This window comes from Amycolatopsis sp. A1MSW2902 (genome assembly GCF_017312175.1).
Lineage (GTDB): Bacteria > Actinomycetota > Actinomycetes > Mycobacteriales > Pseudonocardiaceae > Amycolatopsis > Amycolatopsis nivea.
The window spans coordinates 1789076-1809384 of record NZ_QJPO01000001.1; the positions used below are offsets into that span (position 1 = coordinate 1789076).

Below are 20309 nucleotides of genomic sequence, written 5' to 3' on the forward strand. Positions count from 1 at the left end.
AGCTTGCTTTCGTCAGTCATCGCCAGAATCCTCTTGTCGCTGGGTGGGTGCGCTCAGGCGCCGAGCTCGTTGTCGATGAGGGCGAACAGCTCGTCCGTGGTCGCGGTTTGCAGGACGTCGGCGGCCTTGGTGCCGGCCAGGGTCTGGTGCAGGGCGGTCACCATCGCCTGCAGGCGGACGACGATCCGGGACCGGTCGATCTCCGCGGCGTCCAAAGCGGACGCGACCGCCTCGAGCCGGTCCAGTTCCGCCTCCAGCGGGACCGCCGCCTCGCCGCCGCCCAGCTGGGTCCACAGATGTTCGGCGAGCGCCTGCGGGTTGACGTGGTCGAACGCGACGGTGGCCGGGAGTTTGAGCCCGGTGGCGGCCCCGAGCCGGTTGCGCAGGTCGACCGCGGTGACCGAGTCGAACCCGAGTTCCTTGAACGCGCGGGCCGGTTCGACCGCCGAGCCGTTGTCGTATCCGGCGACCACGGCGACCTGGCCGCGGACCAGCTCCAGCAGCGTCCGCTGCTGTTCGGCGGGCGTCAGCGAGGCGAGCTTCCCCTTCAGGTCGCCGGTGTCCTCGACCGGGCCGGTCTCCTCCTCGGCGACCTCGGCCAGCGCGCGCAGCAGCGGCCGAGGCCGGGCGAGCTGGTACACCGGGGCGAACGTGGCCCAGTCGATGTCGGCGACCACCAGGTGGGTCTCGTCGCGGTCCAGCGCCTGGCCCAGTGCCTCGGCCGCGAGTTCCGGGGCCATCTCGGCCAGGCCGATGCGGCGCAGCAGGTCGCTCGCTTCGGCGTCGACCATGCCTCCGCCGCCCCATGACCCCCACGCGACCGCGGTCGCGGTGCGTCCCGCGGCACGGCGACGGCGGGCGAGCGCGTCGAGGTAGGCGTTGCCCGCGGCGTAAGCGGGCTGACCGGAGGTGCCCCACACGGCGGCGCCGGAGGACATCAGCACGAACGCGTCCAGCTCGGTGTCGCCCAGCAGTTCGTCGAGCAGGGCCGCGCCGGTGATCTTGGCGCGGGTGGCGGCGGCGAACTCCGCGGGCGTGACGTCGGCGAGGGCCGGCTCGTCGGTCAGGACACCCGCGGCGTGCACCACGGCCGTCGGCGGGTGCTCGGCCAGCAGCGCCGCGAGCGCCTGCTTGTCGGTGACGTCGCAGGCCGCGACCGTGACGCGGGTGCCAGCCAGCTCTTCGACCAGCTCCCGCGCGCCTTCAGCGTCGAGACCGCGGCGGCTGGTGAGCACGAGGTGCTCGGCGCCCCGTCCGGCCAGCCAGCGGGCGACGTGCGCGCCGACCGCGCCCGTCCCGCCGGTGACCAGCACCGTTCCCCGCGGCTTCCACTCCGCGTCGGTCGCGGGCAGCGGCGCGCGGACCATGCGCCGGGCGAACACCCCGGACGGCCGGATCGCGACCTGGTCCTCGTTGTCGGTCCCGGACACCACCGCGGCCAGCCGCGCGGCGTCCGCCGGGCCCTCGACGTCGACCAGGCCGCCCCAAGCGGCGGGCTGGTCGAGCGCGACGACCGTGCCGAGTCCCCACACCGCCGCGGCGGCCGGGTCGGCGTCGGAGAAGGCGTCTACCGCGACCGCCCCACGAGTGACCACCCACGCCGGGGCGTCAACCCCGGTGTCGCGCAAGGCTTGCAGCAGCGCGACGGTGGCGGCGACCGGAGTGGTGAGCGCGGGGTGCTCCGCGTGTTCGCGGGTGTCGAGCGCGAGCAACGACAGCACGCCGTCGAACGGCCGCACCGCGGTCGCCTCGGTGAGCTGCCCGGCCAGTTCGGCGCGGTCCGCCGTCGCGATCACCCGGACGACGTCGCCCTGCGCGGCGAGTGCATCAGCCAGCTCGGTCGCTTCGGGAACGTCGGCGGGGACGACGACCAACCAGGTTCCGGCCAGCTCGCCCGCGACGCTCACCGGTGCCCAGGAGACTCGGTAGCGCCAGGATTCTATTGTGGACAGGTCGGTGCGGCGGCCGTGCCAGGCGGCCAGCGCCGGGACGACTTCGGCCAGCGGAGCGGTTTCGACGCCGAGCCGGGTGGCGAGCGCGTCGACGTCGCCTGCGGCGATGTCCTGCCAGAAGTCCTGGTCGGCGACCTGCGCTCCGGTCACCGGAACCGCCGCGGCCTCTTCTTCGTGCCAGAAGCGCTTGTGCTGGAACGGATAAGTCGGCAGTTCCACGAGCTGTGCGCCGGGAACCAGCGAGGCCCAATCCGCCGCGCCGCCGCGGACCGAGTGCTCGGCGAGCGAGGTCGCGAACCGGGTCAGACCGCCTTCGTCGCGGCGCAGGGTCCCGGTGACGGAACCGTTGTGGCCGCCTTCGTCCAGGGTCTCCTGGATGCTCATGGCCAGCACCGGATGCGGGCTGATCTCGATGAACCGCGTGTAACCCGCCTCGGCGAGCTTCGCGACCACCGGCGCGAACCGGACCGTCGTGCGGAGGTTGGTGAACCAGTACCGGGCGTCCATAGTGGACTCGGTCACCGGCTCCTCGGTCACCGTGGAGGTCATCGCGACCGTCCCCGCGCCGGGGGTGATCGGGGCGAGGTCGGCCAGCAGCCGGTCGGCGAGGTGCTCGACGTGCGCGGAGTGCGACGCGTAGTCCACCGGCACCCGCTTGGCGCGGAATCCCTCCTCGACCAGCTGGTCGCGCAGTTCGTCAAGGGCAGCGCCGTCGCCGGACAGCACGGCCGACGTGGCGCCGTTGTCCGCAGCCACCGAGATCCGGCCGTCCCAGGCGTCGAGCCGGGAGCCGAGGCCGGAAGCGGGCAGGCCGACGGCGAGCATCCCGCCGCCCCGGCCGCCGAGGACGTCACCGATCGCCTTGCTGCGCAACGCGACCACGCGGGCTCCGTCCTCAAGGGACAGTGCGCCCGAGACGCTCGCGGCGGCGATTTCGCCCTGCGAGTGGCCGATCACCATGTCCGGCTCCACGCCGTGCGCCCGCCACAGCGCGGCCAGCGAGACCATCACCGCCCACAGCATCGGCTGCACCACGTCCACGCGGTCGGCGGGCGGGGTGCCGGGTTCGCCGCGCAGCACCGCGAGCACCGACCAGTCCGCGAACTTCCGCAGCTCCGCATCGCACTCGGCCATCCGCTCGCCGAACACCGGCGACTGCTCCAGCAACGCGGTCGCCATTCCGGTCCACTGCGAGCCTTGGCCGGGGAACACGAACACGGTCTTGCCGCGTGCGTCGGCGGTACCGGTGACGACGTCTGGGCGCGATCCGCCGGAAGCCAACGCCCGCAGCGCTTCCGCGGCCTGCTTGGAATCCTGCGCGACAACTACCGCGCGGTGGTCGAGCCGAGCTCGTCCGGTGGCGAGGGTGTGCGCGATGTCGGCGAGTTCGTCGGCGTGGCTGTCCACATGGGACGCGATCCGGCCCGCTGCCGCGGCGAGCGCGGCCGGGGTCTTCGCCGAGAGCACGAGCGGGTGGACCACCGGCGCGGGCGGTTCTTCCCGCTCCTGGCTCGGTGCCTGCTCCAGGATCACGTGCGCGTTGGTGCCGCTGACGCCGAACGAGGACACGGCCCCGCGGCGCGGCCGGTTCACCTCGGGCCACTCACGCGGCTCCGTCAGCAGCTCCACCGCGCCCGCGGTCCAGTCGACGTGCGTCGAAGGGGTGCCGACGTGCAGCGTCTTCGGCAGCTTGGCGTGCCGCAGCGCCTGCACCATCTTGATCACCCCGGCGACGCCGGCGGCGGCCTGCGGGTGGCCCATGTTCGACTTGATCGAGCCGAGCAGCAGCGGCTCCCCCGTCGTGCGCTGCCCGTAGGTTTCCATCAGCGACTGCGCTTCGATCGGGTCGCCCAACGCGGTTCCGGTGCCGTGTGCCTCGACAGCGTCCACATCGGACACTGAAAGCCCGGCGTCGGCGAGCGCCGCCTCGATCACCCGGACCTGCGAGGGGCCGTTCGGAGCGGAGAAGCCGTTGCTCGCGCCGTCCTGGTTCACGGCGGAACCGCGTAGCAGAGCGAGGATCTGGTGCCCATTGCGGCGCGCCTCCGAAACGCGTTCCAGCACGAGCACGCCGACGCCCTCGGCCCACGACGTGCCGTTCGCGTCGTCGGAGAACGACTTGCTGCGGCCGTCCGCGGCCAGACCGCGGCGGCTGGAGAAGTCCACGAACATCTCGGGCGTGCCCATCACGGCGACGCCGCTGACCAGCGCGAGCGAGCAGTCTCCGCGACGCAGTCCCTGGGCGGCCATATGCAGTGCCACCAGCGAAGACGAGCACGCGGTGTCCACCGACACCGACGGTCCTTCCAGACCGAGCGTGTAGGAAACCTGACCGGACACGAGGCTGCCTTCGGGGCTGCCGCCGCTGTAGTCGTGGTACATCACGCCAGCGAAGACGCCGGTGGGGCTGCCCTTCAGTGCGTGCGGGTCGAGCCCGGCGCGCTCGATGGCCTCCCAGGACGCTTCGAGCAGGATCCGCTGCTGCGGGTCGGCACGACGGGCGTCGCGCGGGCTGATGCCGAAGAACTCCGCGTCGAAATTCGCCGCGTCGTAAAGGAAACCGCCGTGGCGCGTGTAGGTCTTGCCGGGCCGCTCGGGCGTCGGGTCGTAGACGCCCTCGATGTCCCAGCCGCGGTCGGCCGGGAACTCGCCGATCACGTCGCGGCCCTCGTCGACGACGTCCCACAGGTCGTCCGGCGTCGCGATGCCCCCGGGGTAGCGGCAGCTCATGCCGATGATCGCGATCGGCTCGGTGTCGCGCGCCTCCAGCTCGTGCAGCCGGCGGCGGGCCTGCTTGAGATCGGCCGTCGCACGCTTCAGGTAGTCGCGGAGCTTGTCCTCGTTGCTCATGGTCTGCCCGTTCATGAGATGCCCAATTCGTCGTCCAGCACGGCAAACAGCTCGTCGTCGGTGGCCTCGTCCAGACCGGCTTCGGTTTCGGCTCCCGCGTGCGCGTCGGTCCACTTGCGCACCAGGGCGTCCAGGCGCGCGGCGACCTTCGCGGTCGAGCCGTTCAGCGTTCCGGCCGCGCCGCCGAGGAGGGTTTCCAGGCGGTCGATCTCGGTCAGCAGCGGCTCCGCGGCGCCACGGGCCGGGCCGAGCAGCTCGTGCAGGCGCCGGGCGAGCGCGGCGGGCGTCGGATGGTCGAACACGATGGTCGCGGTCAGCTTCAGGCCGGTCAGCGCGCCGAGCTGGTTGCGCAGCTCGACCGAGGTGAGCGAGTCGAACCCCATTTCCTGGAAGGCCCGCTCGGGCTCGACGGACGCGGCCGAAGCGAAGCCCAGCACCGCCGCGACCTGCTCGGCCACCACGTTCAGGAGGTAGGCCTCGCGCTCGGTCTCGGGCAGCGTGCCCAGCCGGGCGGCGACCGCGGCTCCGGAGCGGGCGGCCGGGCGGCGGCTCGGCGCGGGCCGCACGAGCCCGCGCAGCACCGGCGGAAGAGCGTCGCTGCGAGCACGCAGCGCCGCGAGGTCGAGCTTCACCGGCGCGAGCACGGCGTCCTCGGCGGTGAGGCACGCGTCAAGCAAGGCGAGGGCTTCCTCGGTGGCCATCGGCGGTGTGCCGAGGCGGCGCAGCCTGCGGAAGTCGGCCTCGTCGAGTTCGCCTGCCATGCCGCCGTCCTCGGCCCAGGCGCCCCAGGCCAGTGCCGTCGCTGCGAGCCCTTGGGCCTGGCGGTGGCGAGCCAGCTCGTCCAGGTAGGCGTTGGCGGCGGCGTACCCGGCCTGACCTGCGGCGAGGACCGTGCTCGCGGCCGAGGAGAACAGGATGAACGCGGCCAGGTCACCGGTCAGCTCGTGCAGGTTCCACGCGCCGTCGACCTTGGGGGCGAAGACGCGGTCGAGTTCGTCGTCGGCGAGGGCCTCGACCCGGCCGGCGGCGGGGACGCCCGCGGCGTGCAGGACGGCGGTCAGCGGTGCTTCGGCCGGGATCGCGTCGAGCAGCGACCGCACGGACGCCGCGTCGGTGACGTCGCAGCTCGCGATCGTCACCTCGCCGCCCAGCTGCTGGAGTTCTTCGCGCAACTCGGCCGCGCCGGGCGCGTCGGCACCCCGGCGGCTGGTGAGCAGCAGGCGGCGCACGCCGTGCCGCGTCACCAGGTGCTTCGCGACGACCGCGCCGAGCCCGCCGGTGCCGCCGGTGATGAGGACGGTCCCGTCCGGGTTCCAGTTCAGCTCCCCGGCTGGCGGAGTCGCGGGGGTCAGGCGCGGCACGAGAACCTTGCCGCCGCGGACGGCGGTTTCCGGTTCCCCGGTGGCCAAGGCGGCTTCGACGGTGCCGTTCCCGTCGAGGTCGACGAGCGCGAAGCGGCCCGGGTTTTCGGCTTCGGCCGCCCGCACCAGGCCCCAGACCGGCGCGAGGACCGGGTCGACGTCCTCGCCGTCGACCGACACCGCGCCGCGCGTGACCACGGCCAAGCGGGTCTCGCCGTCCTCGGCGAGCAGTTCCCGGACGGCGGTGAGCACCTGTCGCGTGACCGTGCGGGCAGCTTCGGGCGACGGACCGTCCGGAGTGGACACCTCCAGCACCTTCGCGCCCGCGGCGTTCCCGTTGTTCCCGGCGGGTTCCCACTCCACCCGGAACAGCGAATCCCGGGTCGACGCCAGCTTGTCCAGCGAGATCGGCCGCGCGGCAAGGGATTCGACGGACAACACCGGCGAGCCCGCGTCGTCGGCGATCCGCAGCGTGATGGTGTCCGGACTGGTCGGCGAGACGTGCACCCGCAACGCCGCCGCTCCCGCGCGGTGCAGGGTGGTGCCGCTGAACGCGAACGGCAGCATCGGCTTCGCTTCGCCGTCCTCGGGCGCCGGGCCGAGCAGCTGGGCGTGCATCGCGGCGTCGAGCAGCGCCGGGTGCAGACCGTAGCCGACGGCGTCGGCAGCGTCGGGCAGGACGACGTCCGCGTACACGTCGTCGCCGTCGCGCCACATCGCCCGCAGGCCTTGGAAAGCGGTGCCGTAGTCGTAGCCCAGCTCCGCGAGCCGCGCGTACGGGTCGGCCAGCTCGACCTCGACGGCACCGGCCGGCGGCCACTCGGCCAAGTCGAACGAGGGCGGCTCCGCCTCGGTTCCAGCGAACCCCTCGGCGTGCCGGATCCAGGCGTCCTGGCCGTCGGGTCGCGAGTGGACGGCGATCCGGCGCCGGCCTTCGTCCTCGGCGTCCACCGAAACCTGGATCGCCGCGCCCGCGCCCTCGGCGAGGGTCAGCGGGGCGTGCAGCGTCAGCTCCTCGATCCGGGAGCAGCCCGCTTCGTCGGCGGCGCGCTGCGCCAGTTCGAGGAAAGCCGTGCCGGGCAACAGGATCGTGCCGAGGACGACGTGGTCGGCGAGCCACGGCGCGGTGGTGGTCGACAGCCGGCCGGTCAGCACGAGCGTGTCGGAGTCCGGGACTCGCACGACGGCGCTCAGCACGGGGTGTCCGGCGGGCTCCTGGCCGTGGTCCGCGACGTCCCCGGCGGCGATGGTGGCGGGTGCCCAGTAGCGGGTGCGGCGGAACGAGTAGGTGGGCAGCGCGACCCGGCGAGCACCGGGGTAGAACGCGGCCCAGTCCACGGGAATCCCCCGGGCGTGCAGGGTCGCGAGCGCGGTGACGACGGTGTGGGCTTCGGCGCGGTCCTTGCGCTGCGCCGGGACGAAGGCGAGTGCGTCGTCGTCTAGCGCGGTCCGCGCGGCGGCGGTGAGCACCGCGCCCGGCCCGATCTCAACGAACGTCCGGACGCCTTCGCCAGCCAGCGTGCGCACGCCGTCGTGGAACCGGACGGCCGCGCGGACCTGGTGCACCCAGTACTCCGGAGTCGTGAGGTCGGCATCGGCTGAGACCGTCGAGACGATCGGGATCGCAGGCGCGGCATAGGAAAGCTTCTTCGCGACGGCGGCGAACTCGGCGAGCATCGGCTCCATCAGCGGCGAGTGGAAAGCGTGCGAGACGCGCAGCTTCGAGGTCTTGCGACCCTCGAACTGCGCGGCGACCGCGGCGGTTCCTTCTTCGGTACCGGAAACCACGAGCGCGTCCGGGCCGTTGATCGCGGCGATGCTCACCTCGTCCGTGAGCAACGGCGTCACCTCGGCTTCGGTGGCCTGGATCGCGACCATCGCGCCGCCCGCGGGCAGGGCCTGCATGAGCTTCGCGCGCGCGGCGACCAGCGTGCAGGCGTCGCGCAGCGAGAGGATTCCGGCGACGTGCGCCGCGGCCAGCTCGCCGATCGAGTGCCCGAGGAGGAAGTCCGGCCGCACGCCCCAGGTTTCCAGCAGCCGGAACAGCGCGACCTCGACGGCGAACAGCGCCGGTTGCGTGAAGCCGGTCTGCTGCAGTGCTTCCTCGTCTTCGAGAACCGTCCTCAGTGGACTGTCCAGATGCTGGTCCAGTTCGGCGGCCACGGCGTCGAGCGCTTCGGCGAAGGCCGGGTACTGCTCGGCGAGCGCCAGGCCCATCCCGGCGCGCTGGGCGCCCTGACCGGTGAACAGGAACGCCATGCGGCCGTTGCCCCGCCGATCGCGCACTACGCCGGGCGCGTCGGCACCCTCGGCGAGCGCGTTCAGCCCGGCAAGCAGCTCCGCGTGGTCGGCACCGACGACGACGGCCCGGTGGTCCAGCGCCGAACGTGTTGTGGCGAGGGAGAAACCGATGTCGGCGAGCGAACCGGCGGTATCGGCGAGCCGCGGTGCCTGTGCCGCCAGGGTGTCCGCCGAGTCGGCCGACACTGGCCACGCGACGACCGGCAGCGCGGGCGGGGTCGTCGGCTCCTCCGAGGCCGCCTCCGCCTGCTCCACGATCACGTGGGCGTTCGTGCCGCTGATGCCGAACGACGACACCGCGCCACGCCGCGGCCGGGACACTTCGGGCCACGCACGGGACTCGGTGAGCAGCTCGACCTTGCCCGCCGACCAGTCGACGTGCGGCGAGGGCGCGTCCACGTGCAGGGTCTTCGGCAGCACGCCGTGGCGGATAGCCTGCACGACCTTGATCACACCGCCGACACCGGCCGCGGCCTGCGCGTGCCCGATGTTCGATTTGAGCGAGCCGAGCCAGAGCGGCTCTCCGGCCGCTTCGGAGCGCTGACCGTAGGTTGCCAGCAGGGCCTGCGCCTCGATCGGGTCGCCCAGCTTCGTCCCGGTGCCGTGCCCTTCGACGAGGTCGACGTCCGAAGTGGACAGTCCGGCCGATTCGAGCGCCTGCTGGATGACCCGCTGCTGCGCCGGTCCATTGGGGACGGTGAGCCCGCTGGAGGCGCCGTCCGAGTTGACCGCGCTGCCGCGCACCACGGCGAGCACGTCGTGACCGAGCCTGCGGGCGTCGGACAGTCGCTCGACAACGAGCACGCCGACACCCTCGCCCCAGCCGGTTCCGTCGGCGCTCGCGGCGAACGCCTTGCAGCGGCCGTCGTCCGACAGGCCGCGCTGCTCGGCGAAGTCCACGAACGTCCCGGGCGTGGCCATCACCGTGACCCCGCCGACGAGAGCCAGCGCGCAGTCCCCGCGGCGCAGCGCCTGGGCGGCCCAGTGCAGCGCGACGAGCGAGGACGAGCACGCGGTGTCCACCGTCACCGCCGGGCCTTCCAGCCCGAGCGCGTACGCGACCCGTCCGGAGACGACGCTGCCAGCGGCTTCGTGGCCGAGGTAGTCGTGGTACATCACCCCGGCGAACACACCGGTGTTGCTGCCGCGCAACGTCTCCGGCACGATGCCGGCCCGCTCCAGCGCGGTCCAGGACGTCTGCAGCAGCAGCCGCTGCTGCGCGTCCATCGCCCGGGCCTCGCGCGGCGAGATGCCGAAGAACTCGGGGTCGAACTCGGCGGCGTCGTAGAGGAAGCCTGCCTCGCGGGTGTTCGTGGTGCCGGGCCGCTCGCCCGAAGGGTCGTAGAGCGCATCCAGAGCCCAGCCGCGGTCGGCCGGGAACGGGCCGATGGCGTCGGTGCCGGTCGCCACCAGCTCCCACAGGTCTTCCGGGGAAGCGACGCCGCCAGGGTAGCGGCAGTCCATGCCGACGATCGCGATCGGCTCGGTCTCGGCCTCCCGCGCGTCCCGCAGCACCTGCTTCGCCTCGCGCAGTTCCGCGGTGGCGCGCTTGAGGTAACCGAGCAGCTTGCCCTCGTTTTCCGTGCTCACGTCATTGCCCCCAGTCCGGCGCGGGCGAAGCAGAAATTGGCACTCACGTAATCGACCGCCTCGGGAAGTTGCCGCGATTTCCAGGTGATTCCGGGAAAAACGCTATCCAGATGTGGTGCCCCGTCCCACCCCTAACCGACGGAGTCCGGGGTCGGCGACCGGCGGACATGCGGGAGGGCCGCCCTGCGGGAAATTCATTCCCTCAAGGCGGCCCTCACGGACTTCTGCGGTGCGGTCAGCGAATCAGTTCGTCCACCACGGTGCGCGGGGCGGGCAGTGCCGCGATTTCTTCCCGCAACGCCTTCGCGGCACGGCCGAGCTCCTCGTCGGCCGTCAGCGTGCGGGCCGCTTCGCTGGAGCCGGTCTTCCCGGCACCGGCCGCCGCGATGCGCGCGGTGATCGCTGATTCGGCAAGGGAAAGCTGGGGCAGGCCGTGCGCTGCCGCCGCGAGCGCGAGGGCCGCGTCGCCGTCGTGGATGACCGCGGCGCACGTCGGCAGCAGCGCGGCCGGCGGCACGGAGTCGACAAGCCGAGCGTTGGCCGGCAGCGTGACCCCCTCCGGTACGCGGGCCGAGCACACGAGTTCGAAGTCCGCTCCCGCGACCGCGTCGAACAATGGGCCGAACAGCGCTTCGTCGGTGAGGGAAAGCAGCACGCGACTGCGTCGCGCCTTGCGCCGCAACCAATTCGGCACCACCACGGGACCGAAGTAGGGCACGTGCCGCACCGCGCGGACGGCACTGTCACCAGTCCGCAGCGACGGCGGCACAGTGTCCAAAGTGACGTCTGCGGTGTCGTCCGCGTCCTGCTCGTCCAGCGCGCCGAGGACGCGGACGGCGACGGCTCCGACCGCTCGCGCGGCGGCCGTTCCCGCCGGGGCGAGGGCGTCGGAGACCACGACCTGGGGGCGCCACAACTCGGCGAACTCGGCCAAGGCCGCGGACTCGGCGAGCGCCTCTTCGGCACCGTTTTCCAGCTCGACCGCCACGCAACTGGTGCGGAGGATCTCCTCGGTGAACGAAGGGCGTCCGGCGATTTTCACGTCATGGCCCGCCGTCCGCAATGCCCACGCGAGTGGCGCGAGATTGTGCAGCCGGGCGGGCGAAGACGGGGCGGCCATGAGCACACGCATGGAATCCACTCCAGGAAAAGGAAACCGGGGCACGCCCGGCGCGAATGGTTGATCCGAGATTAACCGCGCCGGAGATGCCCCAGTACCCCTATTGCGCCGCCGATCAGGGACACCCCGGTCGTGCTTCGCCGTCGACAGCCGGCCTTATCCGCCCGCCCCGGACACCGCGCGCAGGCGGCGGTCCCATTCGCGCGCGGCCCATACGCCGCCCGCCAGCACGCCGCCGCCGAACAACACCCAGAGCAGCCACGACGGGTCCCAGTCCCCGTTGAGGACGCCGTCCAGCAGCCAGATCACGATGTGGACGACGCTGACGAGCAGCCACAGCGCGATCGCGACCCGCGGCGCCGCCTCGAGCGCGGGCGGGATGACGTCCCCGGTCTGTCCGGCGACCGCGACCCGCAGCGCGGCTTGCGTGGTCGCGGTTTGGACGCGAGCCAGCCGCCGGGCCGCCTCGGCGACGTCGTACTCGCCTTGCGAGCGGGCGTGCTCGATCTCGGTGGCCGCCAGTTTCCGGTCCAGCTCGGTGACCCGGCCCGCGAACCGGCGGGTCGCGTTCACGACAGCGGACCTTCGGCCAGAACGCGTTCCGGCGCGGGCTTGGATGCCGCCACGACCATTCCCGTAGCCTCTCAGCTTGATTAGTGTAGGGCTTGCACAGTTTACTCGAAGGGCGCTGCGGAGCGGAAGGCGGCAGCTGGGCACGATCGGGTCGGGCACCGGTGACGCTCGGCGTGCAGCGCCGTTTTCGCGCGCGGAAACGGCGGAGGCACCCCGCCGAACGGGGCACCTCCGCCGCCTGAGTTACGCGGCTACCGCGAGCCGAGCCACTCCTCGACGGCCTGTGCGGTCGTCGCCGAACTGCTCTCGACCAGGCTGAAGTGGTCGCCCGGGACTACCGCGGTGTCGTCCGACAGGCTCCAGGCCGTCCGCCACGCCTCCGAATCCCCGGTTACGGCCTCGCCCGCGTCGAACCGGTCCTCCGGGCGCACCAGCAGGCTCGGCGCCGCGATCTTGGGCAGGGTCACCTCGGGAAGCACCTCCAGGTACTTGGCGAGCGCGGTCAGCTTGGTCCGGTCGTACGGCCCGTACCGGTCCTCATTCGCGAGCAGCCCCGAGACCAGGCCGAGGGTGGCCTCGTCCCGTTCCGCCTGGTCGCTGCGCTGCATGTCCTCGCCGCCGGCCGCGTACGTGTCCAGCAGGACGACCGCGGCCGGGCCGGTGCCCGATTCCTCCAGCCTGCCCGCGATGGCGTGCGCGAAGATCCCCGCGGACGAGTAGCCCAGCAACGCGAACGGCTCATCGCCCACGGCCTTGCGGACGCTCTCGGTGAGCACGTCCACGATGGCCTCGGCGGACTCGGGCAGCAGCTCGCCCGCGAGGAATCCCGGCATCGGCAACGCCGACAGCGTGCGCACGCCGCGGAAGTGCGAGGCGAACCTCGCGTACTGGTACGCGCCGCCCATTGCCGCCGGGGTGGACAGGCACAGCAGGTGCGGCTGCTTCGGTCCTTCGGCCATTCGGACCGGTGCCGGGAGCTGGTCGATGTCGGCCGACGACCGGAACGACTTCCGCAGCCGGGCCGCCGCGCTCAGCAAGCCGATCCCGTTCTCCGTCTGTCCCGAACGGACCGCTTCGGTGAACATCTGCTTGAGTCCGTCGGAAGCCGGGTCCTCCGGCGAAGCGCCGTCCGCACCGTCCAATTCGGACAGCAGGTGGACGGTCAGCGCCATCGGGTTCTGGTGGTCGAAGATGACCGTCGGGGACACGCTCAGCCCGGTGGCCTCGTTGAGGCCGTTGCGCAGGCCCACCGCGGTCACCGAGTCGAAGCCCGATTCGAGGAAGTGCCGGTTCGGGTCGACCTCGGCGGAGTCGGTGTAACCGAGCACGGCCGCGGTGTGCTCGAGCACGACCTCCAGGAGGATTTTCTCGCGCTGTGCCTGGGTTTGCCCGGCCAGCCGCTTGCGGAGCGCGTCCGGGTCGGCCGCGACGCCGGTGCTCGCCGCGCGGCGCACCCGGACCGGCCCGGCCTTGACGGTTTCCACCGGCGCGGCAACGGTTTCCCGCACCTCGGCGACGGGACGCACCGTCACGGCTTCGATCGAGGCGACCGGCTTGCCCGCCTGGTCGGCCAGCGTCACCGCGACCGCGTCCTCGCCGACCGGGGTCATCCGCACGCGCAGCTTCGCCGCCGAGGTGGCGTGCAGTTCGACGCCCGCCCACGCGACCGCGAGTCCCGGTTCGCCGCCGGGCAGCAGACCGAACGCCTGGATCGCGGCGTCCAGCGCAGCCGGGTGCAGACCGAACCGACCGGCCTGCTGGCTCGTCTCCTGGCCGAGGCTCACCTCAGCGAACACCTCGTCGGCCCGACGCCAGCCCGCGCGCAGACCCTGGAACGCGGGGCCGTGGCTGAGTCCTCCGCCTGCCGGTGCCTCGTATCGCACCGATACCGGCTCGGCGGCGGCGGGCGGCCACTCCTCGAGCCCTTCCGGCCGGGCCTTCCCGCCGGTCAGCGATCCGGTCGCGTGCCGGGTCCATCCGGCGATCGGGTCGTCCGGACGCGAATACACCGTCAGCGACCGCACGCCGTCCTCGTCCCGAGCGCCGACCACGGCCTGCACCTGCATCTTCCCGCGCTCGGGCAGCACGAGCGGCGTGTGCACGACCAGGTCCTCGACCCGCGAGCAGCCCGCCTCGTCACCGGCGCGGACGGCGATCTCGACGAAAGCCGCGCCCGGCACCATGATCTCGCCGCCCACGGTGTGTTCGGCCAGCCACGGGTGGGTCCCGGCGGAGAGCCGGCCGCTGAGCACGATGCCGTCCGAGTCCGCCAGCCACATCGCCGCGCCGACGAGCGGGTGCCCGGTCGACTCGAGCCCAGTGACTCCCAGGTCGCCGCTCGACCTGATCGCCTCCATGTCGACATCCGGCCAGTACCGCTTGCGGTGGAACGCGTACGGCGGCACCGGCACCCGCCGCACCTGCTGGCCCGCGAACAGGCGCGTGCCGTCGAGGGCGAGACCGTCCACATGCAACTGTCCGGCCGCGCGCAGCACCGCGGCAGTCTCGGCGAGATCGCCAGGCAGCACAGGCAGTTCGGCTACGTCCTCGCCGGGTCCGGTCAGGCACGGCTGCACATCATGCGCGAGCGCGCCGCCGGGACCGAGGTCCACGAATTGGTTCACTCCGGCCGCTTCGAGGCTGCGGACCGCGTCGAGGAAACGGACCGGCTCCCGCAAAGTGGCGACCCAGTGCGCGGGCTCGGACAGTTCGTCCCCGGCCAGCGCTCCGGTGACTGTGGAGACCACCGGGACGCGCGGGGTGCCGTACGACAGCTCGCCAGCGATCTCGGCCAGCTCCGCCAGGACCTCGTCCATCCGCGGCGAGTGCGCGGCCTGCGGCCGGGCGGTCAGCAGCGGACGCATTTCCTCCTCGCTCGCTTCGACCTCGACCATCGCGCCGCCGGGCATTTCCTCAAGCAGTTGCGCGCGGCTGGCGACCAGTTTGACCGCGTCGGGCAGCGAAAGCACGCCCGCGACGTGCGCGGCGGCCACCTCGCCGCCGGATCGGCCCAGCACGTAGTCGGGCCGCTGCCCCCAGAATTCGAGCAGCCGGAACAGGGCGACCTGCACGGTGAACAGCGCCGCCTGCGTGAACGACGTCCGCGCGAGCTGTTGCGCGTCCACCGAGCCCTCCTCGGCGAACAGGACGTCGAGCAGCGGCCGGTCCAGGTACGCCCCGAACTTCTCGCTCACGTCGGTGAATTCCCGGGCGAACGCGGGGAAGGCCGCGCAGAGGTCCTTGCCGCTGCCGGGCCGGACGACGGCGTGGCCCGCGAACAGGAACGCCGTCTTCGCGCCCGCCCGGACGCTGCCGCGCAGCACCGTGGCGGCGGGTTCGTCGTTCGCCAGCGCGGCGAGCCCCGCGAGCAGTTCCTGCCGGTCCGCACCGACCACGACGGCGCGGTGCGGGGCCGGGGCACGGAAGGTGGCCAGCGAGTACGCGAGGTCCGGCAGTCCGGGTTCGTCAGCGGTCAGCCGGGACAGCAGTCGCTCCGCCTGCAACGGCAGAGCTTCCTTGCTGCGCGCGGAAAGCAGCAGCGGCAACGGCCCGTGCGACTCGGGTGCCGCGGGCTCGTCCTTCTCCTGCGCGGGCGCCTGCTCGATGATCACGTGCGCGTTGGTGCCGCTGTATCCGAACGAGGAGACCCCGGCGCGGCGCGGACGGCCGGCGTCCGGCCACGGGATGGTTTCCGCCAGCAGCCGGACCTGGCCCGCCGACCAGTCGACCTGCGTGGTCGGGTTGTCCGCGTACCGGGTCATCGGCAGCTGCTCGTTCCGCAGCGCCATCACCATTTTGATGACGCCGGCGACTCCGGAAGCGGCTTGGCTGTGGCCGATGTTCGACTTGACCGAGCCCAGCCACAGCGGGCTGTCGCCGGACCGGTCCTGGCCGTAGACCGACAGCAGTGCGCGCGCCTCGATCGGGTCGCCGAGGGTGGACCCGGTCGCGGATGCCTCGACAATGTCCACATCGGACGGTTTCAGTCCGCCGAGCGCGAGTGCCTTGCGGATCACGCGTTCCTGCGAGGATCCGCTGGGCGCGGTCAGCCCGTTGGACGCGCCGTCCTGGCCCACCGCACTCGACCGGATCACCGCGAGGATCTCGCGGCCGTCGCGCACGGCGTCCGAAAGCCGCGCGACCACGAGGACGCCGACGCCTTCGGACCAGCCGATGCCGTCCGCGTCCGCGGAGAACGACTTGGACCGGCCGTCGGCCGCGGTGCCGCCGGAATCGAAGTGGGCGAACGGGCTCGGCGAGGTGAGCGCCGAAACGCCGCCGATCAGCGCGAGCGAGCAGTCGCCCTGGTTGAGCGCCTGGCTCGCGGAGTGCAGCGCCACCAGGGACGACGAGCAGGCCGTGTCGATCGAGACCGACGGCCCCTCCAGGCCGAGCGCGTAGGACACGCGGCCGGAGACCACGCTGCCGAGCACGCCGGTGCTGCGGAACAGGCCGTTGGTCTCCATGTCGCCGGCGGGCCCGGGGTCGTAGTCGGACTTCATGACCCCGGCGAAGACGCCGGTGTCGCTGCCCTTGAGCGAAACCGGGTCGATCCCGGCCCGCTCCAGCGCCTCCCAGCAGGTCTCCATCAGCATCCGCTGCTGCGGCTCGATCATCGGGGCCTCGTTGGGGCCGATCCCGAAGAAGGCCGCGTCGAAGTCGGTGATGTCGTGCACGAACCCGCCTTGGGGCACCCGTCCGCTCGCCTCGACCAGGCCGAGCCAGTAGTCCATGTCCCAGGACCGGTTGGCGGGGAAGGCGGAGATCCCGTCCCCGCCCGACGACGCGAGCTGCCACAGCTCTTCCGGGCTGGCGACCTCGCCGGGGTACCGGCAGGCCATCCCGATGATCGCGATCGGCTCGTCCCCGGCAAGGGCGGTCAGCGTGACCGTCTCCGGCTTGCCGTCCAGCTCGCCGAGCAGCGACTGGTACAGGTGCTCGGCCAGCTCCGCCGCGGTCGGGAAGTCGAACACGAGGGTGGGCGGCAGGGACAGCCCGGTGGCCGCGCCGAGCTGGTTGCGCAGTTCGACGGCCAGCAGCGAGGTGAAGCCGAGGTCGTTGAACGCGCGGTCGACGTCGATGAGGTCCGCGGAGTCCTGGTCGAGCACCGCGGCGATGTTGGCGAGGACGACCCCGCGCACGGCCTTGAGTCGTTCGGTGGCGGGAAGCGCGAGCAGCTTGCCCCGCAAGGAATCCGGGTCGGCTTCAGCGCTGGCTTGAGTGGCGGTTTCCGGGGCGCTGGCGGCGCGCCGTGCGACCGGTTCCGGCGCGCGGCTGGACTCCCGGCGGGGTGCGGCGGCGCGGACAGCGGCGAGCTGTTCCTCGGAGATCTGCCGCAGCGTCAGTGCTTCGACCGAGGCGACCGGATTCCCTGCCACGTCGGCGAGTTCCAGTGTCACGGTGTCCGGCTCCGTGCGCCGCAACCGCACCCGCACCGCGGCGGCACCGGAGGCGAACAGCTCGACGCCGGACCAGGTGTACGGGAACGAGATGCCTTCTGCGTCGCTGGCAAGGCCGAGCGCGTGCAGGGCCGCGTCGAGCACGGCGGGGTGCAGTCCGAAGCCTGCCGCGTCGCGCTTGGCCCGTTCGGGCAGGCTCACCTCGGCGAAGATCTCGTCCGCACCGCGCCACGCGGCCCGCAAGCCGCGGAACACCGGTCCGTAGTCGAGACCGCGGTCCGCCATTTCCTCGTACAGGTCCGCGAGTTCCAGTTGCTCGGCTTCGGCGGGCGGCCAGGAAGCCGGTGCGAAGGACGCCGCACCGTTCGCGGCGGCCAGCACCCCGCTGGCGTGCCGGGTCCAGGTTCCTTCGCCGGTCAGGTCGTCGGTGCGCGAGCTGATCACGAACGAGCGCGCGCCGGACGCGTCCGGGGCGGTGACGTTGACCTGGATCCGGACGCCGCCTTCCGCGGGCAGCGCCAGCGGCTCCTGCAGGGTCAGCTCCCGCAGCCGGGAGCAGTCCACCCGGTCCCCCGCCCGGATGGCGAGTTCCACGAAACCGGTGCCGGGGAAAAGGATCGAGCCGCCCACTGCGTGGTCGGCCAGCCAGGGGTGAGTATTGACGGAGACGCGCCCGGACAGCACGACGCCCTCGGAGTCCGCGAGCACGGTGGCCGCGCCCAGCAGCGGGTGGTCCACCGGCTCCAGGCCGAGAGAGACCGGGTCGCCGTAGATCTTGGCCGACTGCATCCAGTACCGCTGCCGTTGGAAGGCGTACGTGGGCAGTTCGGCGAGGCGTGCGCCACGGCCGGCGAAGCAGGCCTGCCAGTCCGGGGAAACCCCGTGCGCGTGCAGCTCTCCGATCATCGCGGTCACGGCTTCCGCGGGCCGGTCGCCGGTCGGTGTGGACACGACGAGGGCGTTCCCGGTGAGGCTTTCCCGCGCGCCCGCGGGTCCGAACTCGACGAACCGATTGACGCCCTGGGCCTCCAGATGGCGGATCCCGTCCGCGAAGCGGGCCTTCGCGCCGAGCCGCCGGACCCAGTACTCCGGTGAGCGCAACTCTTCCTCGGTCGCCAGCTCCGTGCCGCCGCCCGGCAGCACCGGGATCTCCGGCTCCGCGTAGGTCAACGGCTCGGCGGCCTTCCGGACCGCGTCGGGTCCGGCGTCGGCGGCTGCCACCAGCGCGGCCGCGTCCGCCAGCGACAGCACGCCGGAAACGTGTGCGGCGGTCAGCTCGCCAATTCCGTGCCCGGTAACGAAGTCCGGAGTGATCCCCCACGACTCCAGCAGCCGGAACAACGCCACCTCGACAGCGAACGCAGTGCCGTTCTCGGAGAGCGTCGCGCGGGCTTCTTCGTACGCCGTGGCGAACGCGGGGAACGCGGCGCTCAGCTCTTGGCCGAGACCGTCGGAGGCGGTACCGGAGAACAGGAACGCCGTCGACGTCTCGCCGCGAGCTACCCCGTGCACGACCTCGTCGGAGGTCTCCCCCTCGGCGACAGCGGTCAGGCCGCGAAGCAGTTCCTCGCGGCCAGTCCCGGTGACCACGGCCCGGTGCGGGAACGCCGACCGGCCGGTGGCGAGCGAGTAGCCGATGTCGAGCGGGTCGAGACCCGGATTGCCGCGAACGTGCTCCAGCAGCCGAGCGGCCTGCGCCTGCAGCGACTCCGGGTTCCGGCCGGACAGCACCCACGGGATCGCGCCGCCCGGAAGGGTTTCCGGCTGCTCGACCGCGGTGTCTTCGGGAGCCTCCTCCAGGATGATGTGCGCGTTGGTGCCGCTCATGCCGAAGCCGGACACCGCGGCGAGGCGGGGCCGGTCGGCGCGCGGCCAGTCCGCCGGTTCGGTGAGCAGTTCGACGCCGCCGGAGGCCCAGTCCACCCGATGGTTCGGCTCGTCCACGTGCAGCGTCTTGGGCAGCCGGTCGTTCCGCAGCGCGAGCACGACCTTGAGCAGCGAAGCGACCCCGGCCGCCGCCTGCGTGTGCCCGAGGTTCGACTTGATCGAGCCGAGCCGCAGCGGCCGACCGTCCGGTCGTTCCTTGCCGTAGGTGGCCAGCAGTGCCTGTGCCTCCACCGAATCGCCGAGCGGGGTCGCCGTGCCGTGCGCCTCCACGAGGTCGACCTGGTCGCCGGACACCTGGGCGTTGGCCAGCGCCTGGCGGATCACCCGCTGCTGGGCCGGGCCGCGCGGCGACATCATTCCGTTCGAGGCGCCGTTCTGGTTGACCGCGCTGCCGCGGACGACCGCGAGCACCGGGTGGCCGTTGCGGCGTGCGTCCGAAAGCCGTTCCAGCAACAGCATTCCGGCGCCCTCGGACCACCCGATGCCGTCCGCGGACTCAGAGAACGACCGGCACCGGCCGTCGACCGACAGCGTGTCGTCGACGCTGAACTCGGCGAACGTCTGCGGGGAGGCCATCACCGTGACCCCACCGGACAGCGCGAGCGAGCATTCGCCCTGGCGCAGGGCCTGTACCGCCATGTGGAGAGTCACCAGCGAGGACGAGCACGCGGTGTCCACGGTCACCGTGGGCCCTTCGAGACCGAACGCGTAGGCGAGCCGTCCGGACACCACCGCGGAGGAACCGTAGTGGCCCGGGTAGTTGTGGTACATCACCCCGGTGAACACCCCGACCGGGCTGCCCTTCACCGACGCGGGCTGGATCCCGGCCCGCTCGAACGACTCCCAGGTGGTCTCCAGCAGCAGGCGCTGCTGCGGGTCCATCGTGAGCGCTTCCCGCTCGCCGAACCCGAAGAACCCGGCATCGAACTCAGGCGCGTCGTAAAGGAATCCGCCGTGCCGGGTGCGGCTGGCTCCGGGCCGCTCGCCGGTCGGGTCGTAGAGGCGGTCGGTGTCCCAGCCTCGGTCGGTGGGGAATTCGCCGACGACATCGGAGCCGTCGGCCAGCAGCCGCCACAGGTCCTCCGGCGTGCGCACGCCGCCGGGAAACCGGCAGGCCATGCCGACGATCGCGATCGGCTCGTGGCCGGCCCCGCTGAGCTTCTTGTTCTGCGCGCGAAGACGCTCGGTCTCCTTCAGGGACGCACGGAGGGCGTGAACCAGCTTGTCGTCGGACTTGTTCATTCAGACCTTCTCCTGAGTCGCGTGGTCGTCGGCG

Annotated in this window: 3 protein-coding genes and 2 pseudogenes; all 5 read right to left on the minus strand. The window is 72.4% G+C overall.

Translation table 11 applies throughout. The annotated features are described in order from the left end of the window. Positions 1–53: 53 nt before the first annotated feature. Positions 54–4829 (minus strand): type I polyketide synthase, encoded by a 4776-nt coding sequence (locus tag DMP23_RS08250; protein ID WP_443111337.1) that lies wholly within the window; start codon positions 4827–4829, stop codon positions 54–56. Beyond that, positions 4814–10042, minus strand: a pseudogene (locus tag DMP23_RS08255) (SDR family NAD(P)-dependent oxidoreductase); the annotation flags it as partial. The gene DMP23_RS08250 and the pseudogene DMP23_RS08255, both read right to left, overlap by 16 nt. Positions 10043–10289: 247 nt before the next feature. Then, positions 10290–11186: a nucleotide disphospho-sugar-binding domain-containing protein gene (locus tag DMP23_RS08260; protein WP_337820667.1), complete on the minus strand. Its 897-nt coding sequence runs from the start codon at positions 11184–11186 to the stop codon at positions 10290–10292. Positions 11187–11330: 144 nt separating this feature from the next. Continuing rightward, entirely contained in the window at positions 11331–11747 is a 417-nt protein-coding gene (locus tag DMP23_RS08265) for a DUF1707 domain-containing protein (protein WP_043836763.1), read from the minus strand. Between the two features lie 251 nt (positions 11748–11998). After that, positions 11999–20260: pseudogene (locus DMP23_RS08270) on the minus strand (beta-ketoacyl synthase N-terminal-like domain-containing protein); the annotation flags it as partial. Positions 20261–20309 lie beyond the last annotated feature (49 nt).

What these genes read in the sequence shown, in the direction of transcription:
- DMP23_RS08260 (WP_337820667.1), bottom strand. Translation starts at nt 11,186, where the DNA reads ATGCGTGTGCTCATGGCCGCCCCGTCTTCGCCCGCCCGGCTGCACAAT.